Source organism: Pedobacter nyackensis (assembly GCF_032678475.1).
GTDB lineage: Bacteria > Bacteroidota > Bacteroidia > Sphingobacteriales > Sphingobacteriaceae > Pedobacter > Pedobacter nyackensis_A.
Genome location: NZ_JAVTSF010000006.1, coordinates 401,148 through 417,928, shown reverse-complemented (window position 1 = coordinate 417,928; position 16,781 = coordinate 401,148). Strand labels below are relative to the sequence as shown.

The following is a 16,781-nucleotide window of genomic DNA, read 5'->3' as shown; positions in this document are numbered from 1 at the left end:
TTAACAAAAGGGTAATCTGGTCGATAGTACTTTTGTAGGGTGAACGAACTATTACTTACCGATCAGGACTTGATTACTGCCATGAAAAATGGTGATCAAAGAGCTTTTGAAGAACTTTACGGCCGTTATTGGCCGGAAGTGTACAGCATGATCTACAGACGTGTCGGCGACAGAGAGGTAACCAAGGATATTGTACAGGACATATTCATTAACCTATGGCTGTACCGGGACAGGATTATTGCCGAACGATCATTGGCCCCCTGGTTAAATGTTGCTGCCAGAAAGCAAGCCATTTCCTGGTATAGAAAGCAGGTAAGTACAAAACAAAGGGAAGCGCAGTATCAGGATAGCGAAGCACTGATATCGCCTTCTTCAACTGAATTTGAGGCGAAGGAACTACAGGATTTATTGGACCGCGAAATCGAAAGGATGCCGGTAAATATGAAACAATCGTTTCAGCTGAGCCGCTACGAAAATAAATCCATCAGGGAAATTGCGTCCGAATTATGTCTCTCCGAACAAACCGTAAGGAACAATATTTCGATAGCATTGGAGCGTTTGAGGTCCCAGACACGCAAATTCTATGCTGAACCGGCAAATCTTGCCGGGGTACTCGTTATTCTGTTCACAAAAATTTAACATAACTATAGCTTTTTCTTAAAGTACATTTTGGCTTTCACTGCGAAGAGCTTTATGTATGGCAAAGAAAAACATATTCGCCCAAAGGCGTAAAACAGACCTGCAGGCTGAAGCCTGGTTTGACCGGAGCAACGACAATATTCCTTTCGAAGCGTTCGCGGATGAAGAGGAGAAAACACAGACCGGTGAAGAAATGCTGACTGTCATCCGCAGGAAGCTAAAGGAACAGCGATCATTTAGGCGCTGGCGTAATGTAGCCGCGGCCGCGGTGATTTTGGTGACAGCAAGTGTCTTCAGTTACCGGGCTTACCTGGCATCACCACCGATAAACGGTATGGCCCAGGCTTGGAAAAGCTATGCGGCCAATAAAGGAGAGTTTAAAAAAATCCTGTTGCCGGATAGTTCTGTTGTTCATTTAAGACCTGGTTCAAAAATCGCCATTGCACAGCCTTTCATACAACAAACACGCCAGCTGAAATTAGAAATCGGGGAGGTTTATTTCGAAGTGAGCCATGATCCGGTACATCCGTTTTTAGTGAGTACAGGGCCGATCACCACGGAAGTACTGGGAACAAAGTTTATCATTAATAACGATGCTTTGTCGGCTGATATACATGTTGCCCTGCTGAGCGGAAAAGTAGCTGTTCGCAGTCAGAAAGCTCAGCTCGGTATTTTGTTGCCTAACCATCAGCTTTCTTTTAACCGTAATACTGAAGCCGTAAAGCTGGAAAATAGTAATGCTTACTCCTCTGAAAACTGGCTGAACGGCGAATATATTCTTGAAGATGTACCCCTGAAATCTTTTGCGAAAACTTTTGGCAATGCCTTTTCAATGGAGGTCAGGTTCAGGCAGGAAGCACTGGAAAAATTAAAGGTATCCATACAATTTAACCGCTATGACAACTTTAAAACTATACTGGACCAGTTGAAATTAATCCACGGACTTCAGTATGAAATCAAAGACAAGGAGGTGATCTTGATGAGATAATCTACTAGAAAAAACCGGTACCTATTGGATAGATACCGGGTATTTAGGCGCTTGATCACTGACAGAAAATTGCAGCTTCCTTGTCATGATCATTACAACGCCAGGTTTAACTTGTAAACACATAAAAGTAAAAAAAATTAATGTCTATAATTAAATTAGGTGTGAAAATATCACTGATCCTATATTTCATCTCCATCAATATCATGACTTCGCTCTTTGCAAACGAGGCCCGTTCGCAGGCGCTTGAGACAAGAGTCGATGTACAGTTCAGGGCAGGACAATCTTTGTCTGTTGCACTCGAACAATTACGCGCTAAAACCAAAGTAAGGTTTGCTTACGACCCCTCACTTGCAAAAAATGTATCGGTTAAGGCCGCAAATTATCATGAAGAAAAATTAAAGCATATCCTTAACCAATTGTTGCAGTACAGTAATGTCGCTTTTAAGGAACAGGGAGGTGCCGTTGTGTTATACACAAAAAAATATGAACCCGTAAAAGTACCATTGCAACAACCCGGTCGTGTTGCGGGGAAAGTCATCGATGATCGAGGCGAGCCGCTTCCTGGTGCCAATATTAAGCTGATCCAAACAGGACAGAGTACCCAAAGTAAGGTGGATGGCAGTTATGTGTTTAATCTCGCTGCGGGCCTTTATACACTGGAAGTTAGTTTTATCTCTTTTCAAACCAAACGCATTACAGAAATAGAAGTAAAAGCAGGGCAATTAACCAGTCTTGATGTGGTCTTGAAACCTGTTACCAACAACTTAAATCAGGTGGTCGTTACCGGAACTTTTAAAACAGAAAGCATCAAAGCTTTGTATACCCGGCAAAAAAATGAAGCCGGTATTTCAAATGGCATCAGTCGCGAGCAGATGTCAGCACTGCCGGATAAGAACATTGGCGAGACCTTGAAACGCATTTCGGGAGTAAGTACTACTGATAACCGGCGTGTAGTAATCAGGGGTATTGCCGAACGCTACAATATGGCGATGATGGACGGGGCCGCTTTACCCAGTACCGATGTGCAGGTGCGTGATTTCGAGTTCGATATCATACCAAATAACCTGGTGGACAATGTAGTTGTGTATAAAACAGCATCGCCCGACATGAGTTTTGGTTTTGGTGGCGGACTGGTACAAATGAATACGATGGCCATTCCTAACCAGAATTTCACTTCTTTAAGCATTGGCAGTAAGTACATCAACGGAACTACAGGAAAAGATTTTCTGGGATATGAGCGTGGAAAGTATGATTATATAGGTTTTGATGATCGTGGCAGGAACCATTTTCCGAAGGACCTGGTTATTTTTACACAGTCAAATTACATCCCTACCAATCCCTCCGCTACTTTACCACCTGCGGGAGTTCCTAAGATTACCCCGGAAATGATTGCAGAACAGAACAAAAGAATAGGTGGTCTGGAAAGATTGGGCACGCGTATGTACCAGACTGCTCCGGGACAAAATTATCAGTTTAGCTTAGGCCGAAGTTATAATTTAAAGAACAGTCGTTTTGGCTTTGTAAGTTCACTAAGCTACCGGAATGAACAGTCGATAGACAACTTTGCTCATTTTGAACGTGGTAATTTTAACAAAAATTCTGAAAACTTTTACGACCCGGAAACGCATCAGGAACTCAAAGAGACAACAGCCAGTCAGTACAATTTTACTACGAATTTCGGTGCCCTGCTCAATATGGGCTGGAACGATAAAAACCATAAGGTAACCCTGCGTAATTTTTATTCGCGGGTATTTGCCAACCAGTTTTTCCGCATCTCCGGCTGGGGAGAGGAAGTAGGCTATACTGATCATCCGGCAGTTAATGAGTACGACCGCCCTAAATTTATCGACTTGTTGCAGAACCGTGTAGCAGCCGAACATACTTTTGGAAGGTTTAAGTTAGATTGGGGGATAGCGCGTAACCGTGTGGGTAACCATGAAAAAGATGCAGTAGATGCAAACCTGGCACCTATTACCATACTAAACAGTACCAATTACGTTTATCAGTTGGGTAATTTTACGAATAACCCGGGGCCGTTAAGCCGCTCTTCATATAAATATGTGGAAAGCAACTGGACGGGCGATGCAGCATTAAGCTATAAGTTCAATATCGGAAAACAAGGACAGGTGTTTAAAACCGGTTATCAGTATTTAGAGAAAAAAGGCGACTTTGAATGGAGCGTTTTACCTGTTGGCGTAGCGACAAGTTTTAACGACGGCTACAAACCGATACAACAATGGAATATTAATTTTAATGACCCATTGCATGATATGTTCTATTATCCTTCTGATTTCAATAACAATAACTATACAGGAAAGAACAATAACCAGGCCTGGTACGGGATGCTGGACAACCGTTTCAACAGCTGGCTGCGTCTGGTATGGGGAATGAGGGGAGAGTATTACCGGTACGACAAGATCAAGGATTCCGCTGCAGATAAGGTAGCTAAATCTGAAATGCAGAATATGGAGAAACAACGTTATGTAGATCCGGAAACGGGTAACCTGGTGCACCAGACCCGTGATGGCAGTGCGGATGAAAAGAAATGGTTATATATGCCTTCTGCAAATCTGACCATTACGCCGGTCAGCAATTTGAACATCCGTGCGTCCTATGCCAAATCGGCCATCAGGCCTGCCTTAATTGAAAACTCCAGTTTCGCCCGTTTCAATTATATGTATGGTCGTATACAGCGCAATACCGGCGTGGTTTCTACCATCATTTCTCATTATGATTTAAGAATGGAATGGTATCCTTCTGCAGGCGAGGTAATTTCTGCGGGTTATTTCAAAAAGCATTTTAAAAATCCTGTTGAGATGTACCTGGATATCACCAATTCAAGTGGTGCAGTAGATCTGCTTACTGCCAACTCAGATTATGCAGATGTGATTGGTTGGGAGTTCGATTTACGTAAGAACCTTGGCTTTATGAACCATAACTGGAAGTTTCTTGGAAATATGTACCTGAGTGGTAACCTGACCTTGCAAAATTCTGAGGTACAGGCGAGTTCCTTCCGTTATAAAACGATGGGTGCAGGACAGGATAAGGAAAATAAAACTTATGTCTATAAAAGCAAGACTTACCTGCGCGAGAAGCGCCCTTTATACGGACAGGTACCCGTACTGTACAATATTGCCATGCAATATGTTGGAGAACGTTTAAGTGCCAATGTAGCTTTTAACCATTCTGGTTACAAGACTTTTACTGTAGGTATGCAGCCTCAGTATTCGGAAATGGAACGTCCACGTAACCAGCTGGATGCCCAGCTCAGTTATAAACTGCTGAAAAGCAAAAAAATGGAAGCCAAACTGAACATGAGCAACCTGTTGAACAGTCCTTATCGTTTCTTCATCAACTCTAAAAATACTTATAGTGTCAAACCAGGCACGGAAAGCATGACGATGAAGTTGTGGTCTGATGTTTACGAATGGAAAGAGGGTTTTACGGATAAATACGAAGAAGGTTATTTTGAAACAACAGACGATGGAAAAGTTAAACGCATAGGCGATATCAATTCTTTGATCCGCAAGGTGGGTACATCATTCAGTCTGGGCTTATCTTATAATTTTTAATAAAGATTTAAAACATTAAAGCAATGAAAACGAATAAACTATTCCTGGGCTATATGAGCGTTATACTGCTGACGCTGGTCGCCTGTAAGAAATCAGAACAGTTCTATAAAGATGAGCTGTTCGGGATTAAACTTACCGGATACAATGGCAGTGGAGAAACCCTGGTGACAAAACTGGGGGATGTTACTTTCCCTGATGGAATATCTCCCAATGCCAGATTTGAACAAAATAATGCCTACCTGTTCAAATCAACTGAAAATAAAATCAAGCTTAGCGTTACTGAACAAGTTTCCGGAAAACTCGTGCTGGAAAAAGAATTGAACAAAGAAGAAGGTAGTGCCAAGCTGAATTTTCTGTATTTGGATGGTAAGATCGGTCCCATGCCAGATAAACCCGCTGTTGAAAAGGATAAAATCAGCCTGGTGTATATGTTCCAGCCAACGGTGACCAATTACACAGAGCCTGTTGACTTTGTGATCGGGAAATACTATGTGACGCCACAGGTTTTTGAGGAGCTTGGCAGATTGAAAAACGTAAAACCTTACGAATTCAGCACACCGGTAAGTATACCTACGTTTAATGGCGGCCGACAAGATTACAATGGTGTAATGACCTCAGTGTCGTTTCACGTGCGTATTTATAAAGCTGGTACCAATATACCTTACGTTGATGGTACCAGCTTTACCTGGAATGTATTAAATTCTAATGCACCAAAGCCTGCATCATCTACCGCATCTTCCAAGCTTTACATCTTCTCTGAAAGCCCTATGGGAAATGTGATGAGATTCTCTACCCGGTTAGAACTATAAAAAAATGAAACAAATCATGATGAATATGAAAAGATTAGTGCTTTTTACTGCGTTAGTAATGGTGCTGGCGGCCTGTAACAAAGATGAACTTACTACCAGGGCAGTAAGTATCGAAGTTAAAGGTTATAACATTGGCAATAGCGAATTAGAGGTTACCATAGATACGGTGGTTTATGACAAGTCTAAAACTGCTGCGAACAGCTTATTGAATTTTGGTATGGTTTACACTTATCCTTCCAGCAAGGGACAAGCCCTGTTAAAGATCAAAGATCTTGTGACAGGAAAAGAGGTATACCAAAACCAGCTTGACCTGAATGCAGGGGGCTTGGAGCGTGTTTTTCCCTTTGTGTTTATCGATGGGGCACCTTTAGATATTAAAGCTCCCGCGGCAGATCCTTCAACCAATAAAATGGCCTTTTACGTTTATTATCCGGAAAGTAATGATCCCGTGGATATTTATATGAAGAATGCAGAGAACGAGATCGTTTACATCGCCAAAAACGTAGTGCCTGGCACCTGGGCTTATTCAGATTATGTAACTACAACAGGTTTTACAGATCTGAATACCAATTATAAATGGTATTTCGTGAAAGCGGGTACTAAAGATCAATGGGCCTTTAATGATAGCGAATGGATGAGCCAGTTTTCCAGTGGTACGCTTTATATTCCTAAAAAAGGCGAAAAGGGGAGGGTTCAGACTTATTTTGTTACACCAGCCAGTAACCAGTTAGATGTAGCCAGTCTGTTCAAAATTTTAAATTAATGAAAATGGGTTAACAACAGGCTGTATCATTAATCTGTTTATGCTATTTTTTATGCATTTCGTCATCCTGAATTTATTTCAGGATCTCTCTTGAACATGTTTTAAATAGCATAATTTGAGATCCTGAAATAAATTCAGGATGACGAACAGATTAATGATACAGCCTGATCAAAAATACAGACCATTTATTTTAAGTATATTTGGATAACACTAAATATCCTTATTTTGGAACTACTGATCATATTTATCCTGACTTTATTGAACGGCTTCTTTGCTTTATCTGAAATTGCACTGGTCTCAGTAAAAAAAAGCAGGATTGAGCATCTTGCTGCTCAGGGTAGCGCCAATGCAAAAACAGTTCTTAAACTGCTGGATAACCCGGAAAATTTTCTTTCCTCCGTTCAGGTTGGGATTACACTAATCGGCATTATTTCAGGTGCTTATGGCGGTGCGGCCCTTACTGATGATATGGTCGTTTTACTTTCCGGACTAACTTTTCTGGGTGATTCCCTGCATACGGTTTCCTTGATCATTGTGATTGGGGGGATTACCTATTTTACCATTGTCGTTGGGGAATTGGTGCCCAAAACTATTGCCATGAATAACTCAGAGCGGATTTCTTTGTTCTGCGTTCCGGTGATCCGGACCTTTACTTTAATTACTTATCCTTTTGTAAAACTACTTTCTATTTCAACCTCTTTAATTCTTAAACTATTGGGGATTAAGGAAAATGAAGCTGAAAAAATCAGTGAGGAGGAACTCAGGTTTATGCTGAAAACTGCCGGTAAACAGGGGGTTTTGGAAAATGAAGAAAGTGAGGCTTTTCAGAACCTTTTTTCTTTTACCGACAAGACTGCAAAATCACTGATGACCCATAGCTCGGAAGTTGAATGGATTAATTACCAATGGAGTAAAGAAGTTATCTTCAACAAGGTGAAGGAAAGTGTCCATTCCAGGTTTATAGTGGCCGATGGTGTCCTTGATAAACCTATAGGTGTGATTAACATCAAAGATTTGCTGGAGAATTACAGCCATGAAGATTTTAATCTTGACCAGATTTTAACCAAACCAATTTATATAATTATGAACGCCCCGGCTTTTAAGATCCTGAATTTATTCAAAGATAAAAAGCAATACATGGGAGTTGTGGTAGATGAGTTTGGAAGCGTTCGAGGGGTGATCACACTTCATGATTTAATTGAAGCTATTGTTGGCGATTTGCCGGACGAAGATGAAAAGGATAAAAACTATATTATCCAGAGGGAAGACAACAGTTACCTGCTTAACGGAAGGACTTCAATATTTGAACTGAACCAGTTTTTTGACAGGGAGATCATTGAAAACAATATTTCACATTATTCAACAGTCTCCGGCTTTATGATGGATCATCTAAAGGCAATGCCTCATGAAGGGGATGTTGTTGAATACGAGAATTTTAAATTCGAGATTGTTGATATGGATGGCGTACGTATAGACCAGGTATTAATGACTAAAATCGATTTAACTTAGTGTAATTTCAAACCTTTTTATTTGCTATTTGTTTCATATACAGCTTTGTGTGAAAAAGAATTTGTGTCATGGCAACTTTAGCAGAACCTGGAAACAATGCAGGAACAATAGTCATTTTTACTGACTTTTCTAGTGCAGCATTGAATGCAACAAACTATGCTGCCGCTTTAGCCGGACAGTTGAATGTCACGCGTTTGCTGATCTGTTACTCTGAACACATTCCAACCACAATGGAGATGAGTTCGCAAAGCATCAGACTTACCCAACAGGAACATCAAAGACATTTAAAGCTGCTCAGGAATTTAAAGGATGACTTGCAGACCCACTTAAATGAAAAGATAGTTATTGAAACCCATATAGACCAAAGGCCTCTGGATGAGATTGTCAATAGTTACAACCAGGAGCAATTCGCAGGGCTTGTGGTGATGGGGATAGCTGGTAAAAGCCGGCTGGAGCGAACTTTCATTGGAAGCAATACGATTCGGGTTGCCCGGATTGCCACTATTCCCTTATTGATTGTACCGGAACATACCTTATTCAGGAAAATAGAAAGAGTTGTGTTTGCCTGCGATCTAAGGAAAGTTTCGAAGACGACACCTGCACTTGCGATAAAACGTATGGTAAGTACATTGGGGGCAAAACTATCTATTTTAAATGTAGATCATAATGAAGAACGCTTTAATCCTGACAGGCTATCTGAAATGACGGACCTGCACCAGCTATGGGATAATGAGCAGCCTGAGTATCATTATACGGATAACGAGGATATTGCCAAAGGAGTCATGGATTTTGCAGATGAACATCAAATGCACCTGGTCATTGCAGTGCCAAAGGCTTATGGATTCTTTGAGAACCTGTTTCACAGCAGCCTGACCCGAAAGTTAGCTTATCATATTCATTTGCCTTTATTACTGATCAAAGAAGAAAAGCCAAAGTGAAACTGATGTTCAATTGATCCTTAACTATGACACAAAAACCATTACTTATAGTGTAAATAGATTTAAATTGTATATTTGGTTTATTAGTGATTAAGAGGAATATATGGCCTATAGTACCGAAGAAAACCAAGAACTGTGGAATTCTTTTATAGAGGGAGACCTTCATGCATTTTCTATCTTTTATAAAAAGAACTATCCTATGCTTTTTGCTTATGGTCTTCGGTTGCAAATGGATGAAAATCATGCAAGGGATATTATACATGATATGTTTGTTAAATTGTATACAACTCCTTCGATAATTACTACCTCAACTACCATCAGGTCTTTTTTGTTGGTTTCAATGCGTAATGCTTTTATTAATATAATAAAAGGGGAACAGAAATTGGTTGATCTCGATAATATCGCTTTTGATTTCGAATATGCTGTTGAAAACGATTTTTGGAACAAAGATGAAAAGGCACAGATTAAAGAAAAGGTTGATAAAATAATTAAACCGCTAACTCCCAGACAGAAGGAGATTATCTATTTGCGCTTTTTGTATCAAATGGAATACCATGAGATCTCTCAGATTATGAATATTTCTGAACAGGCGGCGAGAAACCTGGTCTACCGCACCATAGATCGTATCCGCAAAGAAAATGCGAACAGCTATCTGATATTATTGTATTTGCAGAGTCTTTCATTTAGTTAAAAAGACTGTTAATTAAAAAAAGTAAAAAAGACTGATTACAAAATCAGTCTTTTTTTGTACTGTATTTAATGACCAAATATATATCATGAAAAAGCAGGTTTTTACCATTGAGTATTTAATATTCGATCCGGAACTAATTGATATTGCCAGTAAAAATGATTACGGGCGCCTTGAATCTTTTATCATGCAATTTCCGGAGCATGAAAACGTTATTCGGGATGCTTTTGTACTCCTGGGAAACCTTAGGGTAAAAGAGACGATGGTTTCCAAAATCCAGATCGACTACGACTATAATAAATTGATGGATAGCGTTTCCAATAGGAAACGTTACGATGGTTACCGCTGGCTCTTTGCTGCTGCTGCCTGCATTTTATTTGTTCTTGGATTTTTACTTTTCCAGCGGCTAAATGAAAATACAATACCACGTAACGACAAAGCATTTGCTTTGTTGGATGCAATTGATATCAATACCGATTCAATAATGCTGTCTAATGGTGCTTCACATATTTCAATAGCAGGAAATCAAACGCTATCACAGACAGCTAAAGGTGGGATTGTTGCTGCTGATGAGGAACTGCTGAAATCTACTGAAATCCAGGAAGAGTTTTTACAGTTAGTGGTGCCAAAAGGACAAAGAACAAGTTTGCGCTTTAATGACGGGACAATAGTTTGGGTGAATTCGGGAAGTAAAATGATCTATCCTAAAGTTTTTGGATCAAATAAACGTGAGATTTTTATAGACGGTGAAATATACATAGAAGTTGCAAAAGATAAGGGGAAACCATTTTTTGTAAATACAAAGGATATGCGTGTACATGTCTTGGGAACAAAGTTCAACGTGAATGCTTATTCCGAAGATTTGGAGAAATCTATTGTCCTTAGCGAAGGCGCAGTTAAGATCTTAACTCACGAAAGTAATCAATCTGAAATACTAAAACCCAACCAGGGATTTTTTGTAGTCAATGGAAATTCCAGTGTTAAGAATGTTGATGCCTATACGTTCATCTGCTGGAAAGATAATTTGATGAAGCTTGAAGGAGCGCCCCTAAGTGCCGTATTCAAAAGACTGTCAAAATACTATGCTGTTGAATTTCATACCGACAAAGATCTGACCCGGGAACGATACACCGGCACCTTGAAGCTTGGTAATTCTGTTGACGAAGTTTTGAGGACATTGTCTTTTGGAACTTCCTTTACCTATTTAAAAAAGGACAAGGATTATTACTTAAAGTTCTAATCAATATCCATCATAATAATCAATTTTTATCTGAAACTTAATGCCTATGACCTAAAAGGAAATCCCTAAATGGGAAATAAGAAAGCCGCGTAATACTTGATCTATTACACGGCCTAACGATCTAATGTAGATGACTTTCCAAATTAAACCACTCAAATTTATGAAAAAAACCAATACTAAAACCAGGAAAACCAATTGTGGTTTTCTTTCAAAGGCCACTAAGTTGCGTTCATGTGTGCTTTTACTTACACTTTTCAATTGTTTTATAGCGAATGCAGTTTTTTCGCAGGCAAAAATCACAGTTGACGTCAAACGATCTCCTTTAAAATCGCTGTTCAAATTAATAGAACAAAAGATGAATTATGTCATTTTATACAAAGATGATATACCAGTGCAAACCCAGGTTTCAGTTCAGGCCAATAATCAGGATTTAAACGAAGTACTGGATAAAACCTTAAATCCCCTGGGGCTTACTTACCAGATTACAGGTAATCAGATTATTGTAACGAAATCCAAAGAAAAAGCAGGACCATTACCGAAACCTAGTCAGAAACGAACGATTAAAGGTATTGTCAGGGATGCTACACGTTCTCCATTGGGTGCTGTTAGTATTTTATTAAAGAATAAAAAGAAAGGTACCTTGTCAAATGATCTGGGAGAATACACTATTCTTGCAGATAATGGAGACATATTAACTTTCTCCCGTGTGGGCTTTAAGACCTATGAGGTTACGGTAACAACAGAGATATCTACGCTGGATGTGGAATTGGAGGAAGACGATAACCTGGACGAAGTGGTTGTTACTGCATTTGGAAGAAGAGTACAGAAGGAAGCTGTTGTAGGTTCTGTATCGACCATAGAACCGGATAAGCTGCGTATTCCGTCAAGCAACCTGACAAATGCTTTAGCAGGCCAGGTTGCGGGTGTTATTGCCCAGCAACAGAGCGGGCAGCCGGGACTGGATAATTCTAACTTCTTTATCCGTGGGGTGACCACTTTCGGCTATCGCCAAAACCCATTGATCCTGATAGATAATGTTGAACTTACCAGTAACGATTTAGCCAGGCTCCAGGTAGAAGACATCCAGAGTTTTTCTATCTTAAAAGATGCCAGTGCTACAGCACTTTATGGTGCGCGCGGTGCCAATGGGGTAATTTTGGTAACCACGAAATCCGGTAAGGAGGGAAATGCTAAAATCAATCTGCGTGTAGATCAGTCATTTTCTGAACCTACAGAAAGTATCCGCTTAGCAGATCCGGTTACTTATATGAGGATGTATAATGAGGCACTGATGACCAGGGATTCAAAGGCAATTCCATTTTTCTCTGAAGATGATATTTACAACAGGACCCGGGTTATTAATAAGGAACCGGGAAGTAATGCTTTTGTGTATCCGGTAGTGGATTGGCTGGATTTAATGTTTAAAGATATCACATCAAATCAGCGGGCAACGATCAATGTCAATGGAGGAGGGAAGGTAGCCCGTTATATGGTATCCTCTTCGATGTCAAATGATAACGGTATTATAAAGAAAAGCGATGCCAATAACTTTGATAACAATGTGAATTTCAAAAATTATCAGCTTCGTTCAAACGTAAATATAAACATCACTAAAAATACGGAGATGGTTGTTCGCCTGTGGGGTAATTTTAATGATTATCGTGGCCCAATTACCCAGGATGCCTCTTTCTCTACTGATTTGTACCGTATGGCTATGCAAACGAGCCCCGTGTTATTTCCCGCATATTATGAACCAGATGCCGCAAATGCGTTGGTTAAGCATATTCTTTTTGGAAATAATATAGGGAATTCCTCCAATCCGAGTAATGTTGGTTTCAGGAATCCTTATGCCGAAATGTTAAGGGGTTACAAGCGGTTTTCTGAATCAAGGATGTCAGCAACACTCGAACTGAACCAAAATTTGTCTACAGTTTTAGACGGACTAAAATTTAGTGGCTTTTTTTCTACTAACCGCTATTCTTATTTTGCCAATCAGATGGCTTATAATCCATTTTACTACACCTTACCTCCGGGTAACTATGATATATCCACAAATACTTACCGGTTAAGATGGCTCAATTCATCAACGAACAGTAACCCTATGCCTACAGAGTATCTTAATTACTCTTCCTTATCAACAAATGCCAACACGTTTTTACAATTTCAGGGAATGCTGGACTACACAAAGCAGTTTGGCAATAACAATATCAGCGCTTCAATAATTGGTGTCAGGCAACAAAGACAAACTTCGGGAGCAACTTCATTACAAACTTCCTTGCCCTATCGAAATCTAAACATCGCCGGACGATTGTCGTACAACTACTTAAACAAATATTTTATCGAAACCAATGCCGGTTATAATGGTTCAGAAAGGTTTTCAAAGAATAACCGTTTCGGTTTCTTTCCAACTATCGGGGCCTCGTGGGTTGTTTCCCGTGAGAAATTCTGGAAAGGCGGTATAGCGAACGTCGTTACAAACTTTAAGCTTCGTTCAAGTTATGGCTTTACAGGGAACGATGACATCAGCAACCAGCGCTTTTTTTATTTATCAGATGTCAATCTTCAAGCGGGCAATGGAGCTGTATTTGGGGTAGACAATGTATATTACAGACCAGGTGTCCGTATCAATAACTATGAAAACCCAAACGTAACATGGGAAAAGGCAAGGATATTTAATTCAGCAGTTGAAGTAAGTTTATTCGGAAAACTGGATTTGGTTGCCGAATATTGGGAACAATTCCGTTCCAATATCTTAATGCAGCGTTATGTCCCTTTGAGCGCGGGACTTGAGTCTAACATTTCAGCGAATGTAGGCACAGCGAATATAAAAGGACTGGATTTAAATCTAAACTATAACCAAAAATTTGCTAATGGTATCTGGACACAGGTGATGTCTAACCTGACTTTTTCTTCAGGGAGATATGGTACTTATGAAGAGCCTTCTTATGTTGAACCCTGGCGATACAGATCGGGAACGCTATTGGGACAGACATTCGGATATATTGCCGAGCGTTTGTTTGTAGATGATGCGGAAGTCGCAGCATCCCCTTCACAATTGTTTGGCGGGGAGAAGCCCAGGGGAGGAGATATCAAGTACAGGGATTTAAATAGTGATGGTGTGATTACGGAAGCTGATAAAGTACCGATTGGTTACCCAACAACAGCTCAGCTGATATATGGCTTCGGCATATCACTGGGCTATAAAGGATTTGATATCAATGCGCGTTTCCAGGGCTCCGGACGTTCCACCTTTTTTATAGACCCCTGGTCTACAAGTCCTTTCATGCCCGGTTCAGGAGGTTTAACACAAGTGCTCAGCGAATATGCGAACAGCCATTGGTCGGAAGAAAATCAGGACTTATATGCCGTATATCCCAGGCTGGGAACCAATACAGACGAGATTTCAAACAATTTGCAAAGCAGTACCTGGTGGATGCGACGTGGAGATTTTCTGAGGTTAAAGATGGCTGAAATAGGCTATACGCTACCACAGAAGACAGCGAACCGCTTGCGGCTTAATTCCTGCCGTTTTTTCGTGAACGGGATGAATTTGCTGAATTTCAGTCAGTTTAAAGCCTGGGATGTTGAGCAGGGTGGAAATGCTTTTAATTACCCGCTTCAGCGTGTGTTTAATATAGGTTTAAATATCAACTTTTTATAAGAAAGAGTTATGTGTAGAATAATGAAGAATCTTTTGAATAAACAGCGCTTACTGATGGTGTTTATTTTTTATATAATGAGCGCAGGAATGGTCTCCTGCAAGAAATATCTCGATGTTACGCCCGAAAATGTGGGGACTATCGATTATGCATTCCGAAATAGAAATGAGGCAGAAAACTATTTGTTCGCATGTTACAACACGTTGCAGAATCTGAATACCCAGGTAGACGATCCGGGATTTATAACTTCGGGAGAAGTTTACTACAACAGTTATTCAGAAAATTTGGCAACCACAAATTTTTTAATCATCAGTGGTACACAAAATGTGAATTCGCCTTTGCTTAATTATTGGGAAGGGAACAACGGCGGTATTAAAATGTTTGAAGGAATCCGCCGGTGCAACATTATGCTGGCAAATATTCATAAACCAATTGACCTGACAGCTGTCGAAAAGGAACGCTGGATTGCTGAATTAAATTTTCTTAAAGCATACTATCACTTCTTTTTATTGCGGATGTACGGTCCGATACCGATTATGGACAATTCCGATGATATTAGCGAGTCTGTAGATGTGTTTCGGAAAAAACGGGTCCCGACAGATAGTGTCTTTAATTATATCACGGGTTTGCTGGATAAATCTATTACGGGTTTGCCAGTGCAGATAACCAATATTTCTGAAGAACTGGGACGCATTACCAAAGGGATAGCTTTGGGAGTGAAGGCCGAGGTGTTAACCTTACAGGCAAGCCCTTTGTTTAATGGTAACCCAGATTATGCCACTTACAAGAATAAAGATGGACAATTACTGTTCCCAACAACGTTTGATAATTCAAAATGGCAGAGAGCAGCAACAGCAAACAAAGCAGCTATAGATTTTGCCGAAGGACTGGGACATAAGCTATACACCTATATTGTACCTGCCTCCGTTCCACTGGGCCTTAGTGATTCCTTAAAACAGGTTTTAACCTTACAAAATACCATCACCGAAAAATGGGACCTGAATAAGGAAACCATCTGGGCGTTGAATGGGAATGTGGGATTTCAGGATAACTATATCCCACGCTTGTCGGCGATGCGTGGCGGCAAACACAGCAACATCGGCGTGCCTTTGGCAATCACAGAAATGTTTTATTCCCAGAATGGGGTGCCAATTAACGAAGATCGAACCTGGGCTTATAACGAAAGGTTTGATCTGAAAGTGGCCGATAAGGCAGACCGTTATTATATAAAGGAAGGTTACTCGACGATAAAAGCAAATTTCAACCGTGAAAAAAGATATTATGCGGGAATAGGTTTTGATGGCGGGGCCTGGTATGGAGCAGGTATTTTTAACCCGGAGGCGATGTTGTATGTACAGGCGAGAAAGGGAGGAAACAGTGGGACAATAGAATATATGAGAGCTAATCTCACCGGATACTGGCCCAAAAAATTGGTTCATTACCTGAGTTCAATCAATCCAACAAATGGAAATCTGACGATAAGTCAATACCATATGCCGAGGTTGCGGTTGGCCGACCTTTATTTACTTTATGCAGAGTGCCTTAACGAGGCTAACGGACCTTCCGCAGAAGTCTACGAATACATTGACCGTGTGAGAAAGCGTGCAGGGCTCAAAGGGGTTCAGGAATCCTGGGAACAGTATTCGAAAACTCCCGGTAAGCCGTCTGGGAAAACTGGTTTGCGTGAAATTATTCATCATGAAAGACGGATTGAACTGATGTTCGAAGGGAAATCAGGATGGGATTTGAGACGATGGAAAGAATATGTTACCGAAGTTTCGAAACCTGTACAAGGATGGAACGTGAGGCAAGAGGATGCACAATCTTATTATACCATTCAAACATATATGTTGCCGGCCCTAACCAACAAAGATTATTTCTGGCCGGTATCTGTTGATGAAATTCTAAGAAATGAAAATATGGTCCAGTCCCCGATTTGGAAGTAATTATAGATTAATAAGCAATGAATATTAATA

The 16,781-nt window shown here is 40.3% G+C and carries 11 protein-coding genes; all 11 read left to right on the top strand.

Annotated features, from left to right (window positions below):
- Positions 1-39: 39 nt before the first annotated feature.
- The 11 genes from R2Q84_RS19710 to R2Q84_RS19660 all read left to right on the top strand — a co-directional run bounded on the left by R2Q84_RS19710 (position 40) and on the right by R2Q84_RS19660 (position 16,751).
- Positions 40-639, top strand: coding sequence for an RNA polymerase sigma factor (locus R2Q84_RS19710; protein ID WP_316818315.1), 600 nt, complete (start codon positions 40-42; stop codon positions 637-639).
- A gap of 58 nt (positions 640-697) precedes the next feature.
- Complete coding sequence (locus R2Q84_RS19705; RefSeq protein ID WP_316818314.1) at positions 698-1,627, top strand: FecR family protein; 930 nt, start codon at positions 698-700, stop codon at positions 1,625-1,627.
- A gap of 140 nt (positions 1,628-1,767) precedes the next feature.
- On the top strand, positions 1,768-5,199 hold the full coding sequence (locus R2Q84_RS19700; protein WP_316818313.1) for a TonB-dependent receptor: 3,432 nt from the start codon (positions 1,768-1,770) through the stop codon (positions 5,197-5,199).
- A 23-nt stretch (positions 5,200-5,222) separates the two neighbouring features.
- A complete protein-coding gene (locus R2Q84_RS19695; RefSeq protein ID WP_316818312.1) occupies positions 5,223-6,008 on the top strand; it encodes a hypothetical protein in 786 nt (261 codons plus the stop codon).
- A gap of 25 nt (positions 6,009-6,033) precedes the next feature.
- Positions 6,034-6,771, top strand: a complete 738-nt coding sequence (locus R2Q84_RS19690) for a hypothetical protein (RefSeq protein WP_316818311.1) — start codon at positions 6,034-6,036, stop codon at positions 6,769-6,771.
- Between the two features lie 225 nt (positions 6,772-6,996).
- Positions 6,997-8,280, top strand: coding sequence for a hemolysin family protein (locus R2Q84_RS19685; protein ID WP_316818310.1), 1,284 nt, complete (start codon positions 6,997-6,999; stop codon positions 8,278-8,280).
- A gap of 68 nt (positions 8,281-8,348) precedes the next feature.
- Positions 8,349-9,218 carry a universal stress protein gene (locus tag R2Q84_RS19680; RefSeq protein WP_316818309.1) on the top strand — a complete coding sequence of 290 codons (870 nt, stop codon included), beginning with the start codon at positions 8,349-8,351 and terminating at the stop codon, positions 9,216-9,218.
- A gap of 103 nt (positions 9,219-9,321) precedes the next feature.
- Positions 9,322-9,909: a sigma-70 family RNA polymerase sigma factor gene (locus R2Q84_RS19675; RefSeq protein WP_316818308.1), complete on the top strand. Its 588-nt coding sequence runs from the start codon at positions 9,322-9,324 to the stop codon at positions 9,907-9,909.
- Between the two features lie 85 nt (positions 9,910-9,994).
- Positions 9,995-11,146, top strand: coding sequence for a FecR family protein (locus R2Q84_RS19670; RefSeq protein WP_316818307.1), 1,152 nt, complete (start codon positions 9,995-9,997; stop codon positions 11,144-11,146).
- A gap of 160 nt (positions 11,147-11,306) precedes the next feature.
- The gene (locus tag R2Q84_RS19665; protein WP_316818306.1) at positions 11,307-14,807 is read left to right on the top strand and encodes a TonB-dependent receptor; all 3,501 of its coding nucleotides are present in this window, start codon (positions 11,307-11,309) and stop codon (positions 14,805-14,807) included.
- A gap of 21 nt (positions 14,808-14,828) precedes the next feature.
- Positions 14,829-16,751 (top strand): RagB/SusD family nutrient uptake outer membrane protein, encoded by a 1,923-nt coding sequence (locus R2Q84_RS19660; RefSeq protein WP_316818305.1) that lies wholly within the window; start codon positions 14,829-14,831, stop codon positions 16,749-16,751.
- Positions 16,752-16,781 lie beyond the last annotated feature (30 nt).